A 15,217-nucleotide genomic window follows, 5' to 3' on the forward strand; every position below is an offset into this window, starting at 1 on the left:
GTTATGGCGGTCCATCGAAAGGTTGCAATCACGGCCAAACCCGCGTATGACCGCGGCACCATGCGGCACACGGCTCTTAGCCGTCAGCGAATTGCCGGGCCTAACGAAGCCTTGCCTTGAGGGCTTTCACGCCTACTTCGAGGCTCCCGGGCCTGGCTTTCGAGACTCGTCGGAACTTGTTTGCGACGGCTCCGAGGCTTCCGATCCGGCTTCCGAGGTTCTTCGAGACCTGCCTTCAGGCCTGGCTCGGGCGGGGCTTGCGCAGCGCGCTCGGCACCGGCATGTGAATCGGCTTGTGCGGCTTGGCCGCGGCCTTCTTCTCGGCGGCCTTGGCTCCACCCTGGTTCATCGCCTTCGCGGCGGCCTCGGCTGCCCACTTGGCGTAATCGTCCAAGTCGTCCTCGGCGGGAGCGGCGGCCGAATCGGCCTGCTCCGTCATCTTGGAAGTACTGGGGGAATCCTGCGACTTGGCATCGCGACGGTTCGCGCGGCCATACTGCTCCTCGACCTCTTCGAACGGATCCTTCGCGCCGCTGCCGGGCTCCTTCGCCCCCAGTTCGCGCGCCAGTTCGTCATAATCGGTATCGGTGGTCAGATACTTAAGCTTACGGGCTATTTTCTTCTGTTTCGCCTTTTGACGTCCGCGGCCCATCTGACCCTCCGAGTGTTTTTCTGTCGCTTTAATCCATCAATATGTAGGATACCACCCCGTTCGCCACGTTTCATTGTCGGCTCAGACTTTTACCATAAAAACAAGATTTCCAAGGGTTTCCAACGATTCGAGAGGTAGTCATGGCGGACACGCAGAGCGACGCGAGCACAGCACAGGTTACGGCCGCGGGCAACGAGATCAGCGCGAGTTTCGTCGCCGCGAAGAAGCGTTCGGACGCGGTTTCGGCGAAGCTCGAGAAGGACCCGGGCAAGTTCACCATGCTCACCGGCGACCGTCCGACCGGCCGCCTGCACCTCGGCCACTATTTCGGCACCCTCAAGGGCCGCGTCGAGATGCAGAACAAAGGCGTGCACACCAACGTGCTCATCGCCGACTACCAGGTCATCACCGACCGCGACACCACCGAGCACATCGGCGAGAACGTGCTCAACATGGTGATGGACTATCTGGCAGCGGGCATCGACCCCAACAAGACCATGATCTTCACCCACTCCGCCACACCTGCCGAGAACCAGCTCATGCTGCCGTTCCTCTCGCTGGTCACCGAGGCGGAGCTGCTGCGCAATCCGACCGTCAAGGCCGAGAAGGAGGCAAGCGGCCACGCGCTGACCGGCCTGCTGCTGACCTACCCGGTCCACCAGGCCTGCGACATCCTCTTCTGCAAGGCCAACGTCGTGCCGGTGGGCAAGGACCAGCTGCCACATATCGAGATCACACGCACCATCGCGCGCCGCTTCAACGAGCGCTACGCCAAGAAGAACCCGGTCTTCCCGGAGCCGGCCGCCATCCTCTCCGACGCCCCCGAGATCCCGGGGCTCGACGGCCGCAAGATGAGCAAGTCCTACGGCAACGCCATCTCGCTGAGCGCCACCGCCCAGGAGACCGCCAAGCTCATCAAGAAGAGCCCGACCGATTCCGAACGCCGCATCACCTTTGACCCGGTCAAGCGCCCGCAGGTCTCGGCGCTGCTGACCACCGCCGGCCTGGTCACCGGCCGCGACCCCGCCGAGATCGCCGAGGAGATCGGCGACGCGGGCGCCGGCGCCCTGAAGCAGTACGTCACCAAGTCGGTCAACGACTTCCTCGCCCCGCACCGCGAGCGCCGCGAGGAGCTGGCCAAGGACATGGACTACATCCGCGACATCATCCGCGACGGCAACAAGCGCGCCAACGAGATCGCCGAGGAGACCCTCGACCAGGTCCGCGCCGCCATGGGCATGAGGTACTGAATCCCAAACCAAGCAAAAGACTGAGCAAAAGACTGTAAATATTTGCGATTCTTAGAACACGATTCCAGATTCCAAGAATCGCAAATGAATTCTTAGCATAGTAAATTGGTCTGTTAGCAATTCCACGAACCAAGACTAAATTTCTTTGAATCCTTTTAAAAATTGCCAGATTTCTTGTAAATCGCAGTGACAAGAAATCAAAATTTTGTCAATTCTTTATCACTTTTCTGATAAGAAAGCAATCTTGCCGCACTCAGAGTGACATCATTCTTAGAATACAATCTAAAATTCTAAGAAGTGCAATATCGATTCTTAGAATCACAAACAGGAATTTGTGCAAATAATACGGCCATGGTTTCGGATTTGGCCGATGGGTTTGGGGAATGGCAGGAATAGCCACTCTTGAAACCCATCGGCCGAACCTGGAATCTCACACGTCGTAGCGCCAGGCCTTGTCGGTGATGACGCGGGCCATCGCCAGGCCGATCGGCAGGCACAGGATGACCATGAACGCACGGAACGCCCAGTCCAGCGCGTTGGCCGTGTCGAACTGGCCCAGGTAGAACATCGCGCGGTACATATAGAGGCCGGGCACCATGATGACGATCGACGGCACGGTCAGGCAGATGCGCGGGTAGCCGAGGTAGGGCGGCAGGAACCCGTGGCGCACCGACGAGCGCCAGACCGAGGCGAGCAGGCCGGCGAGCATCGCGCCCAGGAAGGCGGCGGCCTCGGGCGGCATGCCGAAATCGACGATGGTGAGGCGCAGGGTGTCGGTGATGGCGCCGATGATCGCGGCGGTGAAGCACATGCGCTGCGGCGAGTTGAAGAGCACCGAGAAGCCCCAGACCCCGCCGAACGCGCAGAGCACACGCAGGGCGCCGGTGACCCACGGATTGAGGCCGAGCGGCTCGAACCCCTGGGGGCTCAGGTGGACGATGGCCGCCACCATCCAGCCGGCGAGCGTGGCCATGAGGATGAGCGCGAGCGTGTAGACCAGGCGCTGGATGCCGCTCGGGAGGTCCATCTTGGCGATGTCGAGGCCGCCGGTGATCAGCGGGAAGCCGGGAATGACGAAGAGCATCGCGCCGATGTAGGCGGTGTCGTGGCGCAGGGCGACCGGGTCGAAGATGCCGATCAGGCGCAGCGTGCCCACGCAGGCGAACGCGGCCACCGCCACAGCCACGAAGGTGACAAAGAACTGGTTGAGGTGGTGGATGAACATGCGCCGGCGCACCCAGTGGCCGATGCCCGCGCCGACGAACGCGCCGATCATGTCGAAGGGGCCGCCGCCGAGCAGGAAGACGAAGCACGCGCACGCCACGGCCGAGGCGATGGCCGAGAACCACGGCGCGTAGAGCGGCTTGCGGTGCTGGATGAGGTTCAGCCGCTCGTGCGCCTGGCGGACGGTGATGCCGCGGCTCGGTTTCTTGGCGGGGGACTGGGCGGCCGAATCGGCGGTCGAGCTCGCGGTGGCCTCAGCGGCGGACTCGGTGGCGGCTTTGCCGGCGGCCTCGGCGGCCATGTCCTCGCGCGTCTTGCCGATGTGCTCGAAATGCTGTGCGTACTGGCCCTTCGGCGGCTGGAACCCGCGCTTCTTCGCCCGCCTGACGGCCTTCTCGCGCACCCGCTTGCGCCGCTCGATCTCGTGGTGCGCCTTCTGGGTGGCGCGCAGCACGGAGCGCTCGGCGTCGGGGTTGTCGAGTTCCTGCACCATCGCCTGCGAGACCGCGGTCTGCGCGTGGTAGGTGGTGGCGGGGGCGCCGATGTTGACGCTGAACCAGTCGGCGAAATGCTCGAGCAGCCAGATGCGCTCGGTGTTCACGCCCGTGGTCGGCAGGTCGACGACCTGGGTGATGCGGCTGACGCCGTCGCTGCACGAGACGCCCATGTCGGTGAGGTTGATGTTCGCCCGCACGTGCACGCCGAGCGGGTAGCCGATGCGGTGCATCAGCTCGCGGATGCGGAAGCTTCCCGTGCCGGCGCGCAGGTCGAGCAGCCCGACGCGCGCGATGATGCTCGCTTTCGCCGCGATGCCCGCGTCGACCACCGGAGTGTCCCAGTCGCGTTCGATGTCGGCGGTGTCCAGCGGCATGTAGTGCGTCAGGCGGTCGTGCACCTTGGCGCGGTGCTCGCCGTTGCGGCCGGTGCCGTTGGCCGTACTGTCACCATTAGCGTCACCGCCTCCGTTGGCGTCAAGGGAGGCCACCGCCTCGGCCACGCGTCGGTACTCCTCGGAATCCGACTCGTCCAGGTCTCCGAAGATGTCATCGATGCCCTCGTTGCCGCTGGCCGCGTCGTTGACCCCGTCGGTCATGGCAACCGTCTTCTCGATGTCCTCGGCCACGGTATCGACCGGTGCGGCATCGGCGGACTCGGTTGGCGCCGGGACCACGCCAAGTGCCATTCCATCCGTCACATCGTTGCGATTGCCACGTCCGTCATTTTCACGACCACGAGCATCACGACCGTCACGGTCACCCCGCCTGTCACCGCCGTTCAAGCCATCGGCCTTGTCACCACCGCGATCGTTCGCACCGTTCTCGCCGATTTCGTCGTCCGTCAAGTTCTTCCCTTTCCTCGCCATGGCAATCATGACAGCCATAGCGCTTCCCCGTCGCTCCGGCGGCACCCGCGTTCGCGCGCCCATCCAACCGGGTCGCGACGCAGGCAGGCGTTCTCTCGGACCCCACCTCCGGACACTCCATTCTTAGCACTGGCGACGTAACTGCCCCGGCGCACGCCCGCCCATCGAAATCATCCGCGCGTCAACGCAATCAGCACGACAACGTCGATAGGTCAAATCGCACCGCTCAAGCCCCAAGCAACGTCAGCGGGACGACGCGCTCACGCCATAACTCCAAATTCCCAGCATTGTCGCGTCAACTGTATTTTCCAGACCTTGAAATCTCACTCCCGCATCATTGCGTTGAGCATTTTACACCACTTTCATCATACATTTTCCACCCTTCCCGCCTTGCGTTCCGCGCCGATCCGTCCGCAATATGGCCATTATTGGTTCCTGTTACATAAATGTCGATTAGGTCACACTAAAATTGAAGCGAACTTGCCAGGCAATGGCTTTGGGTTCGCAACAGATGGCACCACAACCGCGGAGGAGCCGCGGAACGCCAACAGATCGAGCAACCGGCGCTTGGCTTGAAGGAGATCTGATGGCAAAAACAAGACAGCCAGACAACAATCAACCAATCACGCAGCCCGACGCCTCGATGTATACCTCCGGCGTGGGCACCAAGGGCCCGGAGGAACGCGACCTCCCCGAATCCCTGAAGAACGACATGGCGCTCTGCCTCGAGATTCTTCGCAAGGTGCTCGGCGAATACGACCAGGGCCTGCTTTCCACGTTCGACACCGTGCGCGGCTACGCCGTGAAGGCCAGCGCCGAACATTACGCCGAAACCATCGGCAAGGAACAGCCCAAAGAAGACAACCTCGAGAAGGCCGAGAAGGTCATCGACGCGCTCAACATCCACGACGCGCAGCTGCTGGCCCGCGCCTTCGCCACCTACTTCCACCTGGCGAACCTGTGCGAGGAGAACTACCGCGTCTCCGTGCTGCACAGGCGCGAGGCGGACGTCACCGAGGACTCGGCCACCGATCCGGTCAACGAACTGACCGGCGCCTACCACCAGCTCATCAATGAGATGGGCCCGGCCAAGGCCAAGGACCTGCTCGACAAGCTCGAGTTCCACCCCGTCTTCACCGCCCACCCCACCGAGGCGCGGCGCAAGGCCGTCGAGGGCAAGATCCGCCGCATCGCCAACCTGCTCAGCGCGGGCAAGCTGCTGGGCGGCTCCGACAAGAAGGAGAACTACCGTCGCCTCTACAACGAGATCGACGCGCTCTTCCGCACCTCGCCGATCGGCGCCAAGAAGCCGACCCCGGTGGAGGAGGCCGACACCATCCTCGACATCTTCGACAACACCCTCTTCAACACCATCCCGCAGGTCTACCGTCGCTTCGACGACTGGCTGCTGGGCGACAAGGCCGGCCGCGAGCAGCCGCAGTGCCCCGCCTTCTTCCACCCCGGCTCCTGGATCGGCTCCGACCGCGACGGCAACCCGAACGTCACCGCCAAGGTGAGCCGCGCCGTGGCCCGCAAGTTCAGCGACCACGCCGTCCAGGCGCTCGAGCGGGCCACCCGCAACGCCGGCAAGAACCTGACCATGGAAGGCGTCACCACGCCCGCGAGCGACGAACTCAAGGGGCTGTGGAACCGTCAGAAGGAGATGAGCGAGCGCCTGACCGACCGGGCCCTGGCCGTCTCTTCCAACGAGATGCACCGCGCCGTCATGCTGGTGATGGCCGAGCGCCTCCACTACACCGTGGTGCGCGACGCCGACCTGATGTACCGTGACTGTGACGAGTTCATCGCCGACCTGAAGACCGTGCAGCGCTCGCTCGTCGACGCCGGCGACCCGCGCGCCGCCTACGGCCCGCTGCAGGACGTCATCTGGCAGGCGCAGACCTTCGGCTTCCAGCTCGTCGAGATGGAGTTCCGCCAGCATTCGCTCGTCCACGCCCGCGCCCTCGAAGACATCCGCGAGCACGGCCTGCACGGCGAACGCGGCTCGCTGCAGCCGATGACCCACGAGGTGCTCGACACCTTCCGCGCGCTCGGCGCCATCCAGAAGCGCAACGGCCAGAAGGCCGCCCGCCGCTACATCATCTCCTTCACCAAGTCGGCGCAGAACATCCGCGACGTCTACGAGCTCAACCGCATGGCGTTCTCGAACCCCAAGGACGTGCCGACCATCGACGTCATCCCGCTCTTCGAGCAGCTGCAGGACCTGCAGAACTGCGTCGACGTGCTCGAGGAAATGATCAAGATCCCGGAGGTGCAGGCGCGCCTGAAGGCCACGGGCGGCAAGCTCGAGGTCATGCTCGGCTACTCGGATTCCTCCAAGGACGCCGGCCCGACCACCGCCACGCTCGCGCTGCACGAGGCCCAGGGCCGCATCGCCCAGTGGGCCAAGAAGCACGACATCGACCTGACGCTCTTCCATGGACGCGGCGGCGCGGTCGGCCGTGGCGGCGGTCCCGCGAACCGTGCGGTGCTGGCCCAGCCGGTCGGCTCCGTCAACTGCCGCTTCAAGCTCACCGAGCAGGGCGAGAGCATCTTCGCGCGCTACGGCAACCCGGTGCTGGCCATCCGCCACGTCGAATCCGTCGCCGCCGCCACGCTGCTGCAGTCTGCCCCGAGCGTGGAGAAGACGACCACGGAGATGACCAAGAAGTACTGGCCGATGACCCACAAGCTCGACGTCGCCGCGCACAAGCGCTTCCTCGATCTGCTGGGCACCAAGGACTTCACTCCTTGGTTCTCCACGGTCACCCCGCTCACCGAGATCGGCCTGCTGCCCATCGGCTCCCGTCCGGCCAAGCGCGGCCTCGGCGCCAAGTCGCTCGATGACCTGCGCACCATTCCGTGGGTCTTCTCCTGGGCGCAGGCGCGCATCAACCTCGCCGCATGGTACGGCCTGGGCACGGCGTGTGAGGAGCTCGATGACCTCGACAGCCTGCGCGGCGCCTACAAGGAGCTGCCGATGTTCTCCACGTTCATCGACAACATCGAGATGTCGCTGGGCAAGACCGACGAGCGCATCGCCAAGATGTACCTGGCGCTCGGCGACCGCGACGACCTGCGCGACAAGGTGCTCAACGAGATGGAGCTGACCCGCAAGTGGGTGCTCGCCATCGTCGGCGACGACTGGCCGCTGCAGCACCGCCACGTGCTCGGCCAGGCCATCCGCGTGCGTTCGCCCTACGTCGACGCGCTCTCCGTCATCCAGGTGCTCGCCCTGCGCAGCCTGCGCAAGCTGCAGAAGCAGGACCAGGACGCCGCCGCCAAGGCCGCGGCCCAGGCCTCCGCTGGCGCCACCGGCAGGATCGGCACCTCGACCGGCTCCGGAACGAACGCCAAGAAGGTCGACAACGAGAAGCTGAGCCACGACCAGCAGCTCAGCGGGTTCACCTACCTCATCCTCTGCACGGTCTCCGGTGTCGCCGCCGGCCTGCAGAACACCGGCTGATCGCATAGCCGATCGCCAAAACGGGGCCCGCCGGAATCGTTGATTTCCCGGCGGGCCCCGTTGCTTTTGGGGAGAGGTATCGATCGGCCCGAGACGGCCTCACATTACACCCCCATATCCCGCTTTGTCTGTCACACATTTTCGGCCATATTCCGCCATTTTCGACGACTCGCCGTAGGTCCGTCCGAGAGGCAAAAACAAATTGGTCATTGTAAAGTGGAAGTGCTAGAAAATAGTTGTCTATATCAGCAGAGAAGAGAAAGAGCCATCGTCATGCAAAAACCAATCGCCACCCCCATCCGCGGCTGCAAGCCCGGTACCGCATTCACCCGCTACTGGAGCCAGTACGCCCAACTCAAAGGCCGCGCCAGCCGCAGCGAGTTCTGGTGGGCCATGCTCTGGGTATTCCTGCTGGGCTGCGTTGTCTCGGCCGTCTCGCTCTTCTTGCCGGACCACGTGGGCGACATGGTTGCCAGACTCTGGGATCTCGTCAACCTCTGCCCGATGATCGGCATCACTTGCCGCCGTCTGCACGACTCCGGCAAGAAGAGCTACTGGGTGGCGATCATGTACATCGCGCTGTTCGTCGCCGCCATCGTTCTCGGAGTCGGCGTCGGCATGTATGAGGACTCCGGCAATCCGGCGGTCGTCGCCATCGGCGCGCTGCTCATTCTGGCTGTTTTCATCCTCTGGCTCGTCTTCATGACCGCCAAGCCCGTCGCCGTCGCCCCGGCCAACATGCCCATGGGTGCCGGCCAGCCCATGCCCGTAGGCCAGGCCTTCCCCATGGCCCCTCAGGGTCAGTCGTTCCAGTCCATGCCTCAGCAGCCGGCACAGTCCATGCCGACCCAGCCCGCGCAGCAGCCCATTCCGGCCCAGCAGCCCATTCCGGCCCAGCAGCCCATTCCATCCCAGCAGCCGCAGCCGGCCCAGCCGGCACCGCAGGCCAACCAGCCGGCCCAGTCCATGCCGACATCGCCGACTCAGCCGACCCAGGGCCCGCAGGCCAACTAATCAAAGCCAAATTAAGATTCGGCCGGTAGGTTTTGCAAATTGGTGGCATTCCGCCACTTGCCAAAACCTACCGGCAATTTTGAACGATGGGGCAATCCCTCAAACATCAAAAACCCTTGAAATCGACATATAGCACCTCGATTCCAGCCAGCTAAATAGCGAAAAGTCCCAAAATCGACATTTAGAGGTAGCATATAAGCCACTAAAACATCAATTAGAGGAGGAATCGGTATTTATGAGCTATAAAAGTATCAGCACCATGCTCCATGCGAGCTCCTCCACGATGAAACCAGCCGACTTCGCCGAACAAGAATACCGACGCCGCCTGGAACTCCCCTCCACGATTCAGACCGATATCACGCTCGATGGTTCGCATAAGGTCTTTGCGGTACTGTCAAGTGAGGCAATCATGCTCATCAGCGACATCCTGCGTTGCGAAACCAACGTAGAGCGCGCGTGGAGGCAACTACCCGGCGTGGCCCGCAACGCCTATATCGGCGGCCTACTCGTCGAAGAACTGTTGAGCACCAATCAGATGGAAGGCGTCCGCTCGACGCGCCAAGAGGTCACGAAGGCCTTGCAATCGGCAGGCAATCAATCTTCCCACACCCGATTCAGTGAATTCGCCAAATTATATATCGGCATTTCCCAAAGCGAATCCTCAAAGCTACCGGAATCGCTTGGCGACATACGCAATATCTACGATCAGGTCGTGGACCACGAGCTGGACGATGACGACAAACCGGATGGCGAGCTGTTCCGCAAAGGCCACGTAGGCATCCAGGACATGGCCACAGGACGCGAGATTCATCGAGGACTGCCCACTGAAGCACACATCCAGACAGCGCTCACACAGATGCTCGCGTTCATGCACGCAGACGGTGTCCTCCCACTGCTCAAAGCGATTATCTGCCACTACGCCTTTGAATACATCCATCCTTTCTACGACGGAAACGGCAGGACCGGCAGATTCTTGTTGGCGCTGCAACTACGCAAATACCTATCGGCGCCGACGGCACTGTCGCTGAGTCCAGTGATTGCCGAAGGCAAGCAAGCCTATTACAAAGCATTCGAAGACGCCGAGAACCCACTGAACTGTTCGGAAGTCTCGTTCTTTGTGATCCAGATGCTGCAATTCATCCAGACCGCGCAGCACCGACTCGACGAGAACTTGACGGAAAAGGAAAACGCATTAGACACCGCGCAAAGAGCGGCAACGGAGTTCTCACACCAGCATGGTCTGGACGCCCTCACCAACGACATCCTCTCGATGTTGATTCAGCAGCATCTGTTCCACCAACAAGTACCACAATTGACCAGGGCGTTGCTTGCCCGCTATGAAGGCGTCGGACAGGCGCGAATCCGCACCAAACTAGGCACGCTATTGGAAAATGGATTGGTCTCCACCGTCGGCAAGCGACCGATCTATTACCAGCTTTCCCACCAGGCTTGCGAATTGTTCGGCCTGCATGGTTAGCGGCCGTTTTGAACGATGGGGCAATCCCTCAAACATCGAAAACCCTTGAAATCGACATATAGCACCTCGATTCCAGCCTCCTAAATAGCGAAAAGTTCCAAAATCGACATTTAGAGGTCACGCATAAGCCATCAAAACGTCATTTCAAGAAGAAATCGACATTTATGGCCCATGCGGGCTTCGTCGCAACCCAGCAAAAGCGCCATACATAAGCCTCTGGCCAATCCCCAGCGACTCACGTATGGCGCAAATCAGAAATATAGACGCTACGCCTCGTCGATCAGGTCGAGCATCTGGGCGACCGTCTTCTTGCCGAATTCGACCTTCTGCGAGGTGGTGCCGTCGGCGGCCGTCCTGTTGATGACGATGCAAGGCACGCTCATCGCGCCGTACTGCCTCTGCAGCTCGGGGAAGTGCGTGATGTCGTAGGCCTCGGCGCGCACCTTCGGATTGTCGGCGGCGATGCGCTGCGAGGAGAGTACCGTGGTCGGGCACATCGTGCAGGTCAGCGAGACCAGCACCATCACATCGATGGCGCCGCCGTCCGCGCCCAATGCCTCGATGCGCTTCTGGGTGGCGTCGTCGATGGACTGGCCGGGGCCGGCCGCGTTGTAGAGCGCCAGCACGAACGAATTGAACTCATGGCCGCTGGGCACACCATGGAACGCCAGTCCCGTGGGCTCGGCGCTCCCGTCGGCGCCGACCTTGCACAGGCGCACGCACGGACGGGCCGCCGGCATCGCGTCCTCGACGTCGAACGCGGCGCGGCCGTTGCCATCGAGTCGCGTCTCGTCCTCGTCGGAGGCGACGACGGTGGAAAGCTTGCCGCCGCTCAGGCCCACCAGCTCGTCGACGAAGCCCTTGAGCTCGCGCGAAAGGTTGGTCTGGTCGAGCGAAAGACGGAGCACCAACGACTGGCTCATGCGCCCGAAGACCACGTCGAGCTGCTGGCGGATGGCGTCGTCGAAGAAACCGGAAGTGCGGGGCGAGGCGGCATGTGAACCGGACGCGCCAGACGCGCCGGAAGCGGCGGCCGGCGCCGGAGACGTGCCGGAATTGGCGGCCTTGCGCGCCTGCTCGGCCTCGCGCTGCTCGTACTTCGAGGAAGTGGGGCGCGGCGGCACCAGTCCGGTCTTCTCGCTCATGTCCTTGGCATAGCGCTCGAGCTCCACGCCCGCCACGGCACCGTCCGAGACGGCGGTGACCACCTGGCGCAGGTTCTTCTCGCGCAGGTCGCCGGCCGCGTAGACGCCGGCGGCGGAGGTCTCCAGGTAGCCGTGCGTGATGACGTAGCCATACTCATCGAGGTCGATGACGCCCTTCAGGACGTCGGTCTGGGGCACGTAGCCCGCGAAGACGAAGACGCCGAAGTTCTTGGACCCGGAGGGCTTCCACTCCACGTCCTCGCCGGTCCTGCTGTCATGGAAAACGGCGCTCACGAGCCCGCCCTCGCCGGCGGAGACCGACTTCATCTCGGTGTGGTAGCGCACCTCGATGTTCGGGTCGTTCTTGGCCTCGTTGGCCACGGAGGCGTCGCAGGTGAAGTCGTCGTCGCGCACCAGCACGGTGACCTTCTTGGCGTATTTGGTGAGGAAGACGGACTCCTCGGCCGCGGAGAAGCCGCCGCCCACCACGATGACCTCCTGGCCATTGAAGAACTCGCCGTCGCAGGTCGCGCAGTAGGAGACGCCGCGCCCGGCATATTCGGCCTCGCCTTCGAAACCGATCTTGCGCGGGTTGGCGCCGCTGGCCACGAGGATGCCGAAGGTCCTCAGGTCGCCGCGGTTGGTGTGCACGGTCTTGATGTCGCCCTTGACGTCGAGCCCGGTGGCCTCGGCCGCCATGAATTCCGCTCCGAAGTCGGCAGCCTGCCGACGCATGGTCTCGGTGAGCGCGCGTCCGTCGGTGCGGGCGACGCCGGGATAGTTCACCACCTCGTTGGTGATGGTGATCTGGCCGCCGAAATCCTCCTTCTCGAGGATAAGCACACGATATCGAGCACGCGCAAGGTACAGGCCAGCCGTAAGTCCGGCCGGGCCGCCGCCGATCACCACCACATCGTACAAATCATCTTGCTGCTTCATGTTTTCCTTTATGTTCCGTTACTTCTTCGCGTCAACGGCCGCCGGAGAGGTCACAGCGCCTCGATCAGGTCGAGGAGACCGGGAACCCCCTTCTTGCCAAACTCGATCTTCTGCGTGACCGTGCCGTCCGCGCTCGTCCGGTTGATGACGATACAGGGCACGCTCATCGCCCCATAGTAGCGCTGGAGGTCACGGCAGTGCGAGACCTCGTAGGCCTCGGCGTGCACCTTCGGGTTGCTGGAGGCGATGCGCTGGGCGGCCAGGACCGTCGCCGGGCACACCGTGCACGTCAACGAGACCAGGATCATGATGTCGATGCTACCGCCGTCGGCGCACAGCTGGTCGACACGTTTCTGCACGTCGTCGTCGAGCACCTGACCCGGGCCGGCGACGTTGTAGAGCGAGAGGACGAACGAGCTGAACTCGTGGCCGCTGGGCATGCCGTGGAACGCGATGCCCGTGGGCACCGGCTCGCCGTCCGCACCGACCTTGCACACGCGCACGCAGGGCCGCACCTTCGGCAGGTTCTGCGCGATGTCGTAGGCCACGTTGCCCTTGTCGTCCACCTCGACGCCGTCATCGGCGGGGGTGGAGACGACCACGGAGAGCTTGCCGCCGCTCAGCTCGGCCAGCTCGGTGACGAAGCCCTGGATCTGCGGGGAGAGCGGGGTCTCGTCGAGCGTGACCTTGAGGATGAGCGGCTTGGCCATCACGCTGAAGACCACCTTGAGCTGCTGGCGGATCGTGCTGTCGAAGAAGCCGGCGGTCTGCACGTCCTTGGTGACGTCGGAGTTCTTCTTCTGCGGCTCGAACGCGGTGTTGGACTCATAGGCCTGCTCGTGGCGTTCGTACTTGGAATCGGTGGGCCTGGGCGGCATCACGCCGAGCTTTTCGCTCACATCCTTGGCGTAGCGCTCGAGCTCCACGGCGGCCACGCCACCATCGGAGACGGCGGTGATCAGCTGGCGCAGCGTCTTGCGGCGCAGGTCGCCGGCCGCGTAGACGCCCGCGGCGGAGGTCTCGAGATATTGGTCGGTGATCACATAGCCCTCTTCGTCGAGGTCGACCAGACCTTCCAGCAGGCTGGTCTGGGGCACGTAGCCCGCGAAGACGAAAACGCCGAAGTGACCGCCGTCGGCGGGTTTCCAGTCGATGTCCTTGCCGGTCTTGCGGTCGGTGAGCACTGCGGAGACAAGCCCGCCACGATCGGCTGAAACGCTTTTCATCTCGGTGTTGTAGCGCACCTCGATGTTCGGGTCTTCCTTGGCCTCGGCCGATACGGAGGCGTCGCAGCTGAAGTCGTCGCCACGCACCAGCACGGTGACCTTGGTGGCGTATTTGGTCAGGAAGACGGCCTCCTCGGCCGCGGTGAAGCCGCCGCCCACCACGATGACCTCCTGGCCGTTGAAGAACTCGCCGTCGCAGGTGGAACAGTAGGAGATGCCATGGCCGGCGTACTCGGTCTCGCCCTTGAAGCCGACCTTGCGCGGCACGGCGCCCGTGGCCAGTAGGATGCCGAAGGTCTTCAGGTCGCCATGGTCGGTGTGCACGACCTTGATGTCACCGTCGACGTCGACGCCGGTGGCGTTGGCGGACATGAACTCGGCGCCGAAGTCAGCGGCCTGCTGGTGCATGGTCGCGCTCAGCGCGCGTCCGTCGGTGGAGGCGACGCCCGGGTAGTTCACGACTTCGTTGATGATGGTGATCTGGCCGCCGAAGTCCTCCTTCTCGAGGACCAGCACTCGATATCGTGCGCGCGCCAGGTAAAGCCCGGCCGTAAGCCCCGCGGGGCCTCCGCCGATTACCACCACATCGTACAAATCGTCTTGCTGCTTCATGATCCTCTTTACCAATCACCACTTCATATCCGTCGGCGACGCCGTAACGACCACATCCCGCCCCGGCGCCGTCAACACCACAGAGAGCCACGAAACCGAAGCGGGGCGACGAATCGGCTCCCGCATCCGGCGTTCGCGGCTAGGCATTTCGGGCTCCTTCTCAGAGCTGGCCGACGAGGTCGAGGCTCGGGGCGATGGTCTCGTCGCCCGGGGTCCACTTCGCGGGGCAGACCTGGTCGCCGTGCTCGTAGACGAACTGGCTGGCCTCGACGCGGCGCAGGATCTCCTCGGCGTTGCGGCCGACGTTGGAGGAGATGACCTCATAGGCCACCACCTTTCCCTCGGGGCTCAGAATGAAATCGCCGCGCTCGGCCTGGCCGTTGACCGGGTCGTAGCTGTCGAGGTCGCGGGAAAGCTGGTTGGTGGGGTCGGCGACCATCGGGAACTGGATCTTGGCGATCTTGTCGTTGGCCTCGTGCCACGCCTTGTGCACGAATTCGGTGTCGTGGGAGACGCCGTAGACCTCGCAGCCGGCCTGCTTGAACTCGTCGTAATGGTCGGCGAGGTCCTCGAGCTCGGTGGGGCAGACGAAGCTGAAGTCGTTGGGATAGAAGAACACCAGGGACCAGTGGCCCAGCATGTCGGCCTTGGTGAGCTTGCCGAACTTGTTGTCCTGATAGATGTTGGCCGTGAAATCAGCGATTTCGTGCTGCAGCATAGTCATTGTGTGTACCTCTTTTACCTCGAATAACGTGACCTCTTGCGTTACCGGCGACTTGGCCTCGCCCCATCCGCGTATCTTCCCCATAAAGACGCTGCAATATGAAGCCGGCATCCGTTGACAGGCAT

The 15,217-nt window shown here is 63.0% G+C and carries 9 protein-coding genes; 4 read left to right on the top strand and 5 right to left on the bottom strand.

Features of this window, described 5'->3' with window-relative positions; translation table 11 throughout:
- Positions 1-235: 235 nt before the first annotated feature.
- Positions 236-652, bottom strand: coding sequence for a DUF3073 domain-containing protein (locus tag PT282_RS00200; protein WP_277167565.1), 417 nt, complete (start codon positions 650-652; stop codon positions 236-238).
- 140 nt (positions 653-792) lie between these two features.
- Here PT282_RS00200 and trpS point away from each other — a divergent pair, with 140 nt between their 5' ends.
- Complete coding sequence (gene trpS / locus PT282_RS00205) at positions 793-1,902, top strand: tryptophan--tRNA ligase (RefSeq protein ID WP_277167566.1); 1,110 nt, start codon at positions 793-795, stop codon at positions 1,900-1,902.
- 430 nt (positions 1,903-2,332) lie between these two features.
- Here trpS and PT282_RS00210 read toward each other — a convergent pair whose 3' ends face one another.
- Positions 2,333-4,021: a threonine/serine exporter ThrE family protein gene (locus PT282_RS00210; protein WP_374114118.1), complete on the bottom strand. Its 1,689-nt coding sequence runs from the start codon at positions 4,019-4,021 to the stop codon at positions 2,333-2,335.
- A 1,054-nt stretch (positions 4,022-5,075) separates the two neighbouring features.
- Here PT282_RS00210 and PT282_RS00215 point away from each other — a divergent pair.
- From PT282_RS00215 to PT282_RS00225, 3 genes are all read left to right on the top strand, one after another.
- Positions 5,076-7,955: a phosphoenolpyruvate carboxylase gene (locus PT282_RS00215; RefSeq protein ID WP_277167567.1), complete on the top strand. Its 2,880-nt coding sequence runs from the start codon at positions 5,076-5,078 to the stop codon at positions 7,953-7,955.
- Between the two features lie 273 nt (positions 7,956-8,228).
- Positions 8,229-8,969 (top strand): DUF805 domain-containing protein, encoded by a 741-nt coding sequence (locus PT282_RS00220; protein ID WP_277167569.1) that lies wholly within the window; start codon positions 8,229-8,231, stop codon positions 8,967-8,969.
- A gap of 235 nt (positions 8,970-9,204) precedes the next feature.
- On the top strand, positions 9,205-10,446 hold the full coding sequence (locus PT282_RS00225; RefSeq protein WP_277167571.1) for a Fic family protein: 1,242 nt from the start codon (positions 9,205-9,207) through the stop codon (positions 10,444-10,446).
- 266 nt (positions 10,447-10,712) lie between these two features.
- Here PT282_RS00225 and PT282_RS00230 read toward each other — a convergent pair whose 3' ends face one another.
- The 3 genes from PT282_RS00230 to PT282_RS00240 all read right to left on the bottom strand — a co-directional run bounded on the left by PT282_RS00230 (position 10,713) and on the right by PT282_RS00240 (position 15,092).
- Positions 10,713-12,530, bottom strand: a complete 1,818-nt coding sequence (locus tag PT282_RS00230; RefSeq protein ID WP_277167573.1) for an FAD-dependent oxidoreductase — start codon at positions 12,528-12,530, stop codon at positions 10,713-10,715.
- Between the two features lie 50 nt (positions 12,531-12,580).
- Complete coding sequence (locus PT282_RS00235) at positions 12,581-14,368, bottom strand: FAD-dependent oxidoreductase (RefSeq protein WP_277167575.1); 1,788 nt, start codon at positions 14,366-14,368, stop codon at positions 12,581-12,583.
- Between the two features lie 160 nt (positions 14,369-14,528).
- The gene (locus PT282_RS00240) at positions 14,529-15,092 is read right to left on the bottom strand and encodes a redoxin domain-containing protein (protein WP_277167577.1); all 564 of its coding nucleotides are present in this window, start codon (positions 15,090-15,092) and stop codon (positions 14,529-14,531) included.
- Positions 15,093-15,217 lie beyond the last annotated feature (125 nt).

This window comes from Bifidobacterium sp. ESL0763 (assembly GCF_029433395.1).
In the GTDB taxonomy this organism is placed as follows: domain Bacteria; phylum Actinomycetota; class Actinomycetes; order Actinomycetales; family Bifidobacteriaceae; genus Bifidobacterium.

Coding starts and splice junctions, on each gene's coding strand:
- PT282_RS00200 (WP_277167565.1), bottom strand. CDS start 652: ATGGGCCGCGGACGTCAAAAGGCGAAACAGAAGAAAATAGCCCGTAAG.
- trpS (WP_277167566.1), top strand. CDS start 793: ATGGCGGACACGCAGAGCGACGCGAGCACAGCACAGGTTACGGCCGCG.
- PT282_RS00215 (WP_277167567.1), top strand. CDS start 5,076: ATGGCAAAAACAAGACAGCCAGACAACAATCAACCAATCACGCAGCCC.
- PT282_RS00220 (WP_277167569.1), top strand. CDS start 8,229: ATGCAAAAACCAATCGCCACCCCCATCCGCGGCTGCAAGCCCGGTACC.
- PT282_RS00225 (WP_277167571.1), top strand. CDS start 9,205: ATGAGCTATAAAAGTATCAGCACCATGCTCCATGCGAGCTCCTCCACG.
- PT282_RS00230 (WP_277167573.1), bottom strand. CDS start 12,530: ATGAAGCAGCAAGATGATTTGTACGATGTGGTGGTGATCGGCGGCGGC.
- PT282_RS00235 (WP_277167575.1), bottom strand. CDS start 14,368: ATGAAGCAGCAAGACGATTTGTACGATGTGGTGGTAATCGGCGGAGGC.
- PT282_RS00240 (WP_277167577.1), bottom strand. CDS start 15,092: ATGACTATGCTGCAGCACGAAATCGCTGATTTCACGGCCAACATCTAT.